The organism is Pedobacter sp., from assembly GCF_040513095.1.
GTDB lineage: Bacteria > Bacteroidota > Bacteroidia > Sphingobacteriales > Sphingobacteriaceae > Pedobacter.
Genome location: NZ_JBEVDX010000105.1, coordinates 1 through 12120 on the forward strand (window position 1 = coordinate 1; position 12120 = coordinate 12120).

The 12120-nt window shown below is 44.2% G+C and carries 9 protein-coding genes; 3 read left to right on the forward strand and 6 right to left on the reverse strand.

Features of this window, described 5'->3' with window-relative positions:
* From ABWY16_RS12680 to ABWY16_RS12705, 6 genes are all read right to left on the reverse strand, one after another.
* The coding region (locus tag ABWY16_RS12680) for a TonB-dependent receptor plug domain-containing protein (RefSeq protein ID WP_353905013.1) at nt 1-1915 on the reverse strand (1915 nt) is incomplete at its 3' end.
* A 171-nt stretch (nt 1916-2086) separates the two neighbouring features.
* The gene (locus ABWY16_RS12685) at nt 2087-2737 is read right to left on the reverse strand and encodes a response regulator (protein WP_353905014.1); all 651 of its coding nucleotides are present in this window, start codon (nt 2735-2737) and stop codon (nt 2087-2089) included.
* The gene (locus tag ABWY16_RS12690; protein WP_353905015.1) at nt 2734-3768 is read right to left on the reverse strand and encodes a chemotaxis protein CheB; all 1035 of its coding nucleotides are present in this window, start codon (nt 3766-3768) and stop codon (nt 2734-2736) included. Before ABWY16_RS12690 ends, ABWY16_RS12685 begins: the two co-directional genes overlap by 4 nt.
* A 19-nt stretch (nt 3769-3787) precedes the next feature.
* Nucleotides 3788-5368, reverse strand: coding sequence for a PAS domain-containing sensor histidine kinase (locus ABWY16_RS12695; RefSeq protein WP_353905016.1), 1581 nt, complete (start codon nt 5366-5368; stop codon nt 3788-3790).
* Entirely contained in the window at nt 5361-8273 is a 2913-nt protein-coding gene (locus ABWY16_RS12700; RefSeq protein WP_353905017.1) for a CheR family methyltransferase, read from the reverse strand. The genes ABWY16_RS12695 and ABWY16_RS12700 overlap by 8 nt, the downstream gene beginning before the upstream one ends.
* Before the next feature lie 183 nt (nt 8274-8456).
* A complete protein-coding gene (locus tag ABWY16_RS12705; protein WP_353905018.1) occupies nt 8457-8972 on the reverse strand; it encodes a YciE/YciF ferroxidase family protein in 516 nt (171 codons plus the stop codon).
* A gap of 150 nt (nt 8973-9122) precedes the next feature.
* On the opposite strand from ABWY16_RS12705, the gene ABWY16_RS12710 reads away from it, so the two are divergent.
* From ABWY16_RS12710 to ABWY16_RS12720, 3 genes are all read left to right on the forward strand, one after another.
* Entirely contained in the window at nt 9123-9698 is a 576-nt protein-coding gene (locus tag ABWY16_RS12710) for a YceI family protein (RefSeq protein ID WP_353905019.1), read from the forward strand.
* Nucleotides 9699-9874: 176 nt separating this feature from the next.
* Nucleotides 9875-11152 carry a nucleotide sugar dehydrogenase gene (locus ABWY16_RS12715; RefSeq protein ID WP_353905020.1) on the forward strand — a complete coding sequence of 426 codons (1278 nt, stop codon included), beginning with the start codon at nt 9875-9877 and terminating at the stop codon, nt 11150-11152.
* 24 nt (nt 11153-11176) lie between these two features.
* Nucleotides 11177-12120 (forward strand): SDR family oxidoreductase (locus tag ABWY16_RS12720; RefSeq protein ID WP_353905021.1); only part of this gene is annotated, 944 nt, incomplete at its 3' end.

The following is a 12120-nucleotide window of genomic DNA, read 5'->3' on the forward strand; positions in this document are numbered from 1 at the left end:
TAAACATCAGGTCGGCCGTACTGTATGAGCCAACTTTCGCCAGTCTCACCTGTTCAAGATTGTCCAGCGTAGCGAGTTCATAGGTAGGTCTTTTACCGGTATACTTGAAAGCCAGATTTCCAGTTGTACCAGTTTTGCGGAAGCTGTAGGTCAGATTAGAATTTACTTCGGGCGACCATACAAATTCCGGTGATTCCCCATATTGTTCTACAGATTCACTGTACTGGTTATAAGTACCGATATAAGAGAAGCCAAGCGAAACCTGCCAGTCCCTCAGATAAAGTGTATTTTCAAATGTTCCCCCGGTAGTTTTGTATTTTGCAATATTGATCAGCGTAGTAATAGTAGGATCTGCCGCATAAATACCATAATCGATCCTGTTCCGGAAATTGTTGTAAAAGCCGCTCAGTACAGAACGGAAGCGAAGATCATCTGCTGCAGTTTCTGACAGGGACAATGAACCGGTAAAGCTGTTGGACTGTTCTGCTTTCAGGTTCTCATTTCCCATAATCGAGTGACTTGCATCAAAGAAGTCGTAGTACAATTCCCTGAGTGCAGGAGAACGGAAGCCGCTGGCATAGCCAAAACGCAAATCCAATAGATTGTTTAACCTGATCTTCGTGTTGATTGAAGGAATCACCGGCGGAGCGTCATACACGGAGTTGCTGATGAAACGCAATCCTGGTCGGACCGTGACATTTTTAATCAGGTTCAGCTCTGAAGAGATGAAAAATGCATAGTCGTTAATCGAGGGTGAGCCTTTAATACGGGCACCGCTGGCATCATCAAGGTTAATTTCCACACCCGGCTGGAAAGAAACCTTTTCAGCTAATTTATATTGGGCAGTAGTACGGATGTTGGTGGACTGAAATTTAGAAACATCCTGCTCCCCTGCGCCCGTTGAAAGCTCTTCTGCGCCCGTAGTATAATCATGTACAACCGTTTTAGTGGTACGTTTTAAATTTGAAAGACCTATGATTCCACTCAGCTGCAAACGGTCATTGACTGAATAATCGCCATGCAGCTGCTGGCTGTACCTGTTCGTGATATATTTTTGATTGGTAGCTTTAAAGTTATTGGGATTATACCCACCCTTACTGTCAATAGTCTCATCCACATAGTCCAGCCTGTACCAGATGTTAAAATTGCTCCTGGCATATCCAAACCTTGTATTTGCAAGCCATTGTTCTTTTGGTTTCCAGCGGTTGGTATTCGCCGAGATCTCGTCAGCGGTGGTTAAGGGGCCGGGAACATTGAAACCGCCGAAATCATTATGTGTCAGCCCGCCAAGAATATTCCAGCCTTTATTCTGCCAGCCTGCTCCAACATGTTGCAGGTGTGAACCATCTTTGGTAAATGGAGAATAAGAATCACCGACGGTTTCTTCCTGCACGCGGGCATTGATATTTATAGTTTCTTTGGTTGGCGATTTGGTGATGATATTGATTACTCCTGCAAGTGCGTCTGTACCGTACGAAACAGAAAGCGGCCCCTCCACAATCTCAATATGGTCAACCGTATTGATGTCAATCTGGTTTAAGCTTTCGCGGGTATCGCTTCTGTCTACCATGGGTACGCCGTCCAGCAGGATCTTTACGTTCCTGCCCGTCATCCCCATCATCTGAATATCACTTGTTCCCAGAGTAAGATCGTTTGAAAACCTGAATCCAAGCTCAGTATTCAGCACCTGCTGGATGTTGGTAGCTGCACGCAGGCGAATACGTTCAGCGCTAATGATTCGGGTCTGATATACAGAATTTCTAAGAGATTGCGGCTGATACTGGCCTGTAACCACGACTTCTTTCAGGGCGTTTCCAAGAGAGTCAGTTTTGCGTTTACTACTTCCATTTTTGTCCTGCGCATTAGAGTTTACGGTGAAGACAAACACAGCGGACAGGAGCAGCACAATTTTCATTAATGTATCTATTTAGAATAAGTTTAAATAATGATACAAGTATAGGGAGTAATATAGAATAATTCCAAATAAAATTTTAATTAATTATAATGAACTAAATAACAACTGGATACAATAAAAAAAGCACCATAGAAATGGTGCTTTCAGCAATGATCATAATCAAAAATATACTTATTGTACTATTCCGCTCAATACTGCGAATCTTATCAGTGCAGCTGTGTTTCGCGATCCTGTCTTTTCGATCAGGCTTTGCCGGTGCCCTTCGATGGTTCGCTTACTTATAAATAGCTTGTCAGACATTTCATTGTTAGTGAGCCCTTCTGCAATGAGATGCAGGATTTCAACTTCCCTCAATGAAAAATCTATTTCGTGGAGGGCTTTGTCAAATGGGGTATTCACGGTATGGAGGAGCTTATCCAGCAAACGGATAGAAAGTTCTGAACACAGGTACTTACCTCCGGTGTTGACATGTTTCAACGCAAACAACAGTTCATCTGCGCTGACGCTCTTCAGCAAATAGCCTGAAGCACCTTCAGCAAATGCCTGCGCCACGTATTTTTCATTATCAAGCATGGAAAGTATAACGATTTTTGTTTGCGGGCTGCTCAGTTTGATTTCCCTGATCAGTGAAATCCCGTCCATTTCCGGCATATTGATATCTGCCAGTATTATATCTGCCTGAATACCTTTAGCAAGCATGTTAAGCACCTCCAGGCCGTTTACTGCCTCTCCTTTTATATTTATCTCTTTGTCGGCGCCAAGCAGCAGGCTGATTCCGTTACGGACAATATTGTGATCTTCTGCTAATATCAAATTTATCATAAGTGTAATTCGTTAGTTAGAAATGGTGGGTTGCCGGAATCTCCGAGATCCATCAGCATCATCTTCAAGCGGTCTATGTGTACCTGAATCTCCTCGGATCGCCGTTTACCTGGTTGATCAGTCTGATTTCCCGGCGGGTCGCTTAAATTACCTGTCATCGTTCTCAACAGATTTTTCCTTTCTTCAAGCATTCTGATCGCTACCCACAGTGAATCCTCAATTCCTTTCACCTGCTCATCTTCCAGAGATTTCTCTGTAAATGTGTGGCCTGTATAACAGCGGTATCGTGGTACTATATCTTCAGCAACCCTGGCAAGCACCCCTCCGCAATCCGGACAGGTAAGAGTTGTAATTTCACCCAGTTTTTTCAGGTCTTCAACGCTGCTGCTCATTCGTTTGGCAATCTCAGCTTCCAATAGGACGTCATCAGGCACGACCGTTTCTTCGCAGGAAGACCTTGAAAACAGGTCAGTTAAAATGTGTCCCATTTCATCAATAGAAACCTTGTAATCGACCTCCATATTACCCAGGACATTGTTTGGCATGTCCGGGAAATCAGCTTCTGCAGGTTCCTGAACCATACAGCGCCCCCCGCTCCGCTTAATTGCATACATTCCCGAAGTTCCGTCATCAAGCAATCCGGTAAGCACAATACCTGTTACGCAGCCATTGTAAGCTGCCGCAGCAGAGCGGAACAGTACATCTATAGAAGGCCGCCAGTGATTTTCATAGGCACCTTTGGTAATCCTGATTGTCCCTCTTTCCAGCAGCATATGCCGATCTGCGGGTGCAAGATAAATAGTTCTGTTCTCAATCAGGTCCTGATCTTCGGGTAATACACACTTTAACAACGTTTTCTTTTGAATAGTGTTTAAGATTACATCGGTCATAGAGTTCCTGGATACATGGATCACTATGAAGACAGCTGCATCCAGGTCTTCATGAAAGGTAGATACCAAACGGGATACAGCGGATATCCCACCCGCAGAGGTCCCGATAGTAATGATGTTTTTTATAGTTTCACTTTTCATAGGTATAAAAAATAAAAATCTAAGGTGTCATTTCAGGTAAGTTAAGTGTAATCGTCACTGTAAGACCTTTTTTTGTAGAACTAAACCTCATTTTTCCATTTAAAAGGTAAACCCTGTTCCTGATTCCACTTAGTCCTGAACCACCTTTACTGGCTTCTTCCGTGTCAGTCTTCAGGCCTATCCCATTGTCAGATACCTTAATAATGACCTGTTTGCCGATAAAACTTACCATAATTTCAGCACGGCTCGCATGTGCATGTTTGATACAGTTGCTGATCATTTCCTGTATCATCCTGAAAATGTAGAGCTGTACTTCAGGGTTCAGCGCATCCGCATTATTATCAATATAAGTTTCTATCTTGAAATCAGGGGTACTTGTACGCTGCGCCATCTCTTTCACGCCCGCGACAAAACCAAAATCCTTGAGAACGGAAGGTGTAAGTTCATAGGATAGCTGCCGGGTTTCCTTAATAGCCTGATCAAGCAGCTCATTTACATTCTTAAATTCGCCTTGCAGCTGCTGCGTGCGCTGCACACTTTCAATGTTGAGCCTGATACCGTACAGCAGCTGGCAAACGCTGTCGTGCAAAGCCCTGCTGATCGTGTTTCTTTCTTTTTCCTGTGCTGTTAACGTAGCTGACAAGATGAGTTTCTGCTGCCCGTTCTTAAGCATTTCGGCCTCCATTTCCATTTGTTTACGGTCAGTGATATCCATCAGAATGCCTGCAAAGCATGTTCTATCATCCAGCACAGTAATTTCATGACCCTTGGCAGCAATGTATTTTACCTTTTCTGGATCGATCTCTACCCTGAACTCGAGATCGATTTCTTTCAGGCCGTTTTGTGCACTTCTCAGATGGTGTCTTACCTGAAGCTGGTCATCGGGATGAACAAGTTCGACCAGGTCCTCGATGGTCCCGTCAAACTTCGAGCTGCTGATCCCCATGATATTGAAACTGTGCGTATCGAGAAACACTTTATTTGCACCGCATTCTATAGTCCAGGTTCCGGTAGCAGAGGCCTTTAAGGTCATCTCCAGACGTTCTTTCGTTTCCTTCAGTACCATCTGTGCATTCCTGCTTTCGGTAATATCGATCAGGGTGATATAATATTTGATTTCCGAAGCCATCATACTGGATATGGCAATTCCTTCCATTCTCGTATACACGATCTGGTCGTCGGACAGCAGCAGTTTGATCTCTGCACTTTGTTTGCCGTCCCCATGCTGCATACGGTGTAGGAAATTATAGAAGTCCTGCCAGGAATGCGGCGCTATAAAACTTTGAAATCTTCGGCGGATAATGCTCTGTTTTGACACATTGAGGAGATCTACGCCATTTTGGTTTGCCTCTTCCACTACGCCGAGGTAGTCCAGAATAAAATAACCCACCGGAGCAAGGTCGTACAGGCCAACAAATTTGGCCCTCTCCTGATCCAGCGTAGCATATGAAGCTTTAAGCTCATCATTCTGCATCTCCAGTTCCAGTTGATATACCTGCAGTTCATTCAGCAGGATATTGATCTCTTCCGGACTTAGGTCAGTAGCTGCAGGGGCTGAACTTTGCTTTTCCTTTGCCGGGCGGTTAGTATTCCTATTCACTGTTCTGAGTTTTAAAAGTGAGTAACGAAACCAATATTTTTCCTTTTTCGTCTTTACTGATGTCCTCCATTTTCACAAAGAAACTCCGGAGTCCTAGACCCTGGAATTCCTGCTGTATGAAAACATCTTCCGGATCAGCGGAACTTAACAGATCATCCAGTTTATTGGTTTTCCACTTATTATGGATGATTTCCATCAGCGGCTCTTCAATGATCTCTTCTTCTTTCAGTTTAAACTGATCTAAAAAAGCAGTATTTGCGACCAGTACTCTCCTGTCTTTATCTAAAATGAGTGCTGCATCCGGCGAAAGATTGACCATGTTTTTTGCATAATCCATCAGACTGGTCAGTTTGTTCTCCATTGCCTTCACCGGTGTGATCTTTGTAAAAGTAACCACGGCACCGCTGATGAAATTATCCATGGTACGGTATGGCATGATTCTCAGGTTATACCACTCATCTTTTTTGGTGCTGACCTCCAGCTCTTTACCAACCAGCTTTTCTATGACTTCCCTGATTGCATCTTCAAGAAAGGGATATTCAAAATTAGAGACTATGTGGGTAATTGATCGGCCAACATCTCCCGGAATGACATTGAACAGCCGGGTTACCTGGGGTGTAAACCTGAGTATATTGAGTTGGTTATCCAAAAATATGGTTCCTATTTCAGTATTGTCCAGCAGGTTTTTCATGTCGTTATTCAGCTGGGTGAGTTCCTCAGCCTTATTCTGATACTGCAGATTGATGGTCATCAGCTCTTCATTGAGCGACTGCATTTCTTCCTTGGTGGTCAGCGCTTCTTCGTTGGTGCTTTGTAATTCCTCGTTGGTGCTCTGCAGCTCCTCGTTGGTTGATTTCAGTTCTTCCAGCGAAGTTTCCATCTGTTCGATAGTGCTGTGCAGCTGCTGCTTGGTATAGATCAGTTCTTTCTCCAGTTCTTCAACAGCGCCCTGTCTGGAAGGGTCTATGTTCTTTCCTTTATCGCCACGCCTTTTCTTTACAGGGCCATAATCGTTGAAGGTGATCAGCAACATATCCTGAAGGGGCACTTCAACTATATAATCTACCCTGAAGCCTACCAGATATGTCTGGTCGCCGTCCCTTACCTTAATTTCCGGGACCTCCACTTTATCCTTTTTGTCCCAGGCCTGATGCAGGGCATTGCCCACTGCGTACCGGAGTTCTTCCTTCGCCAGGCGGTGAATATTAAAGATTGCCTCGCCGGAGTTGATCTGCATGAACCTCGAGGTCTGTCCGTTGATGTAGAGGATATCACCACGTTCATTTAATAACAATGAGGTAGGGGTAAAATTCTCGAGCAATATTTTGTGAAAGGTTTCTGCCATCGGACTTTTCAGGCTTTTAACAGGCAAATGTATTTTCAGATTTTTATTGGTTTGATTGGCTACGTGGAAAGGAAAATCCAGCATATTGCCAAGAGCCGCTGTTCCTTCCTTTTTCTGCATGATCTTCCACTTGTTATCAAGACTTGCGAAGCTATCCCCAAATGTACCTACAGATTCTGCCGGCCCCAGAAACAGTAAACCATTGGTAGCCAAAGAATAATGAAATACAGGGATAATCTTTTTCTGCAGTTCTGAGGTCAGATAGATCAGTACATTGCGGCAGCACAAGAGATCTAAACGTGTGAACGGAGCGTCCTTGATCAGGTTATGCTGGGCAAATACGATCATTTCCCTCACTTCCTTCTTTACTACATAGCCTTCATTTACCTTGATAAAAAAGCGGTTCAGCCGTTCCGGTGAAATTTCTGACACAATATTGGAGAAGTAGCTGGCAGACCGTGCATGGTCTATGGCCTGTGGGTCCAGATCTGTTGCAAAAATCTGTAGTTTGGGCACTTTGCTGAGTTTGACAGTATCCAAAAATTCAATCACCAGCATCGCAATAGAATAGGCTTCTTCTCCCGTTGAACAACCGGCAATCCAGATCCTGATCGGATCACTTTCCTTTTTGAGTGCCAGTATCGGATACAGTTTGCTTTTTAAAGCTTCAAAGGCATCCCTGTCCCTAAAAAATTTAGTTACCCCAATCAGCAGCTCGTTAAACAGGAGCATGATTTCGCTCGGGTTCTCCCGGAGGTAGTTGATATAATCCACATAGTCATTGAGTTGGTGAAATGCAATCCTCCTTTCAATCCGCCTGACTATCGTACTTTTTTTATATAAAGTGAAATCATGGCCCGTATTGGAGCGCAGCAGCATGAGTATCTTTTGCAGGTGCGTATGATTGGTCTGGTTCATTGTAAAATCAGATTCTGCCTGTGGTTCCCGGATTGCAGGATGGTTGAGGTATTGAATCAGCTTGACAGGCATATCCTCAGGTGCCAGCACATAATCTACCATATTTGTCTTGATGGAAGTGCTGGGCATACTTTCGTACTCAGCAGTCTGCGGGTCCTGTACGATTACAAGGCCCAGCTTTTCTTTGACCATCCTGATGCCTGTTTCGCCATCTGCACCCATGCCTGAAAAGATAATCCCGACGGCGTTACTCTGCTGGTCTTCAGCAAGACTCTGCAGAAAGTAATCGATAGACATATGTGCACCTTTAAATCTTGATGCTTCCATCAGCAGCAACTGCCCGTTATGGATGCCCATATCTTTGCCTGGAGGAATAATGTAGATATGATCCGGCTGCACGGTTACACCATCATGTGCTTCTCTGATAGCCATTGATGTAATCGGTTGAAGAATTGCAGCAACATCTACGACATGGGATTTGTCCAGATGCATAATAATTACGAATGCCATCCCGGACTTGATCGGCATGTGCATGAAGAATTTTTCAAAAGCATGGAAGGAACCTGCGGATCCACCCATTCCTATAATAGGAAAAGTAACTCCAGGCTTTTCCGACCCGTTAAATTTGGTTTGTTGCGTCATTTTTATAGCTCAAAACATTTAAGAGTAAAATACTCATTAAAGTTTCCAATTACAAAAATATATTAAACTACAAAAAACAAAGACCCCTTATTACACTAATATGTGTAGAATTAATACCTATTTTCATGAATTGCAGGCAAACTCTGTTCAGCATGCCTGCAATCTGATGTTAAACAACAGCTTCTATTCCGAAGCTGCAAGATCATTCACTTCCTGTTCTGCAAGAACAGTGAGCGCATCATCAGTCTCCTTTTCATTTTTGAGCGTCAGATCCAGCAAAGAGCTGATCTCGCTGCTGCCCATCCTTTTAGCCAGGGATTTAAGCGCGCCATAAGTAGCAATTTCGTAATGTTCTACTTTCTGTGCTGCCATAATTAATCCTGCATCACGTACTGCAGTATCCTCATCGGTATCTTCAATAATCGAATTGCCCTCTTTGATCAGTCCGGCCATAGCTTCACATTTCTTTCCCGTGGCTTCTTCGCCTAATATGCCAAAGATCTGTTCCAGGCGCCCGGCATGTTCCTGCGTTTCCAGCAGGTGTTTTTGGAAAGCATCAGCAAGCACGGTACTTGTTGCTGCATCTTTCATTTTTGGTAATGCCTGTGTAAGTGCCTGTTCTGCCCAGTAAATATCTTGCAGACTTTCTTTAAAAAGTGCATAAAATTTTGAGTCTTTTATTCTTTCCGTCGTTTCCATAGGTTCAATATTCTTTGAAAGTATGGACAGATGGCAGGGCCTTTTGTTTTAGAAAAAAACATTTTCCGGAAAACACCTGCTTTCTTACCATACATCAAGACAACATCCAAATATTTGTTACAACTTTGATTTATTAAAAAATTCAAAGACATGAAAAAATTATTTGTACTGTTATTTGCTGCCACTACAGCTTTTACTTCTTTTAACGCATCTGCACAAACCTGGACTGCTGATAAAGCGCACTCGAAATTAGGTTTCAGCATTACCCACATGATGGTGAGTGATGTTGAAGGTTCATTCAAAACATTCGAATCTACTATCGTTTCTTCAAAAGCTGATTTTACCGATGCAGTGATTAACCTAAGCGCAGATATCGCCTCTGTAAACACTGAAGATGACAAAAGAGACGGCCACCTGAAAAGTGCTGATTTCTTTGACGCTGAAAAATACCCTAAACTTACTTTCAAAAGCACGTCAGTAAAAAAAGTAGCTGCCGGCAAATACAAGGTAGCAGGTCAGTTAACTCTTCATGGCGTAACTAAAGCTGTTGTTTTAGATGCAGTCCTGAGAGGTACTACTGTAAATCAGGCTAAAAAAACTGTTGCAGGTTTCAAAGTAACAGGAACAATCAAAAGAGCAGATTTCGCTTTGGGTACAAAATATCCCAATGCAATGCTTAGCGATGAAATTGCACTTAATGCAAATACTGAGTTCGTACAAAACTAATGCAGGTCCTGCCTGGGCAGGATTACTCTTTTCAAAAAGACACAAAGATATTTCCCCTGTTCCTGACCGGAGCAGGGGAATTCTTTTTTAGGTATCAGTTTCATGCCTGCTGAATAAAAATCAAGATTCTGATTTATTTCGATAAATTGCAAGCCGATTGTTGACAGAATAAATAAATGACGGAAATTAACAAGGACACACACATAGCCATAATCGGACTTGGTTATGTGGGTCTGCCACTTGCAGTGGCTTTTGCCAAGTATTTTAAGGTGACCGGGTTCGATATCAAACCGGGCCGCATTGCAGAACTGAATGCAGGCTTTGACAGCACACTGGAGATCAGTGAAGACCAGTTGAAAGAGCTGAGCCATCAGCTTTCATTCACCAGTGACCCAGTGGATATACAGTTTGCAAGGGTATATATCATCACCGTTCCTACTCCGATCGACAAATACAACCATCCAGACCTGCAGCACCTGTACAGTGCAAGCAGAACCGTTGGGCAATACCTTAAAAAAGGCGATCTCGTCATTTATGAGTCTACTGTCTATCCCGGTGTAACCGAAGACGAATGTGCACCGGTGCTGTCGGAAGAATCAGGTCTTCTCTTCAATAAAGACTTTTCATGCGGATACTCCCCTGAGCGCATTAATCCGGGTGATAAGGAACATACCCTTACGCAGATCGTAAAGATCACTGCAGGTTCAAACCCGGTTGCCGCGGAGAATGTGGACAGGTTGTACCGCACGATTATCACCGCAGGCACTTACCCTGCGTCAAGCATCCGCGTGGCCGAGGCTGCCAAGGTGATTGAAAACGCACAGCGGGATATCAATATTGCATTCGTAAATGAACTGGCCAAAATCTTTAATCTGATCGGGCTCGATACCCATGAGGTATTGCAGGCAGCAGGAACAAAATGGAATTTCCTCAATTTCAAACCCGGCCTGGTAGGCGGCCATTGTATTGGCGTAGATCCCTATTATCTGGCACAGAAAGCACAGGAAGCTGGATACCACCCCGAGATTATTCTTGCAGGCAGAAGGCTGAATGACGGCATGGGACAATATATCGCAGATGAAGTGATCAAACTCATGGTGCGTAAACAAATCCAGGTGACAGACAGTGAGGTGCTGATCCTTGGATTCACTTTCAAAGAGAACTGCCCCGATGTTAGAAATACCGGCGTGATCGACATTGTTACCCGCTTGAGGGAATATCACGTAAAGATCTGCATCCAGGATCCATGGGCTGATCCGCAGCAGGTGTTGCTTGAATATGGCATTACCTGCCAGAATGAACAGGTCACCGGCCGCAGATTCGATGCCGTGATCGGAGCAGTGGCCCACCAGGAGTTTGAATCTGTAGATATCGCCGCACTTTCCAAAGAAAATACCGTGGTGTATGATATCAAAGGGATGTTTGACCCAGAAATTACTCATGGCCGGTTGTAAAAGGCCGCCGGAAAATTTAAGCACATGGAGGAAAACGCATACCATACCCGGACTCTTGGCGATACAACTTTCCTGATCACCGGGGGAGCAGGGTTCATCGGTTCTAATCTGGTAAAATATCTGTTGACACATGGCGCTAACAAAGTCCGGGTCCTGGACAATCTGTCCACAGGCTTTTTAAAAAACATCGCTCCGTTTCTTGCAGACCCTTCATTCGAATTCATTGAAGGAGACATACGCGATCCGGAGACTTGTAAGCGATCCTGTGACGGAATCGACTATGTGAGTCATCAGGCAGCTTTGGGTTCCGTACCGCGCTCTATTTACGATCCTGTAGGTACAAATCAGGTTAACATTGATGGATTCCTGAATATGCTGATGGCCGTAAAGGACAGTCAGGTGAAAAGGATGGTCTATGCAGCTTCCTCTTCTACTTATGGCGACAGCACTGAGCTCCCCAAAAGGGAAGACAAAATTGGAAACCCGCTTTCTCCCTATGCGGTAACCAAACTGGTGAATGAATTGTATGCTGATGTCTTTCGCAAAACATACCAGACCGACAGCATCGGCTTAAGATACTTCAACGTGTTTGGCCCCAACCAGGATCCCGGCGGAGCCTATGCAGCAGTTATTCCATTGTTCATCCGGTCGGTGCTCCAGGGTACACCAGCACTGATCAACGGAGATGGCAGCCAGACACGCGACTTCACTTTTATCGAAAATGTGATTCAGGCCAATGTGAAAGCAATGCTTTTCCCGGATCCTCTTCCGCACACGGTCTACAATGTTGCCTGTGCAGAACGAATTTCCCTGAACCAGTTATGGGAGCTGTTAAAAGAGCTGAACGGTACTGACCCGGGACAAAGCTACGGGCAGTCGAGAACGGGCGACATACATGACTCACTCGCTGATATCAGCAGGATCAAAACCGACCTAGGCTACCAGCCCCTTTTCTCTTTGAGGGAAGG

What these genes read in the sequence shown, in the direction of transcription:
- ABWY16_RS12700 (WP_353905017.1), bottom strand. Translation starts at nt 8,273, where the DNA reads ATGACGCAACAAACCAAATTTAACGGGTCGGAAAAGCCTGGAGTTACT.
- ABWY16_RS12705 (WP_353905018.1), bottom strand. Translation starts at nt 8,972, where the DNA reads ATGGAAACGACGGAAAGAATAAAAGACTCAAAATTTTATGCACTTTTT.
- ABWY16_RS12715 (WP_353905020.1), top strand. Translation starts at nt 9,875, where the DNA reads ATGACGGAAATTAACAAGGACACACACATAGCCATAATCGGACTTGGT.
- ABWY16_RS12690 (WP_353905015.1), bottom strand. Translation starts at nt 3,768, where the DNA reads ATGAAAAGTGAAACTATAAAAAACATCATTACTATCGGGACCTCTGCG.
- ABWY16_RS12685 (WP_353905014.1), bottom strand. Translation starts at nt 2,737, where the DNA reads ATGATAAATTTGATATTAGCAGAAGATCACAATATTGTCCGTAACGGA.
- ABWY16_RS12710 (WP_353905019.1), top strand. Translation starts at nt 9,123, where the DNA reads ATGAAAAAATTATTTGTACTGTTATTTGCTGCCACTACAGCTTTTACT.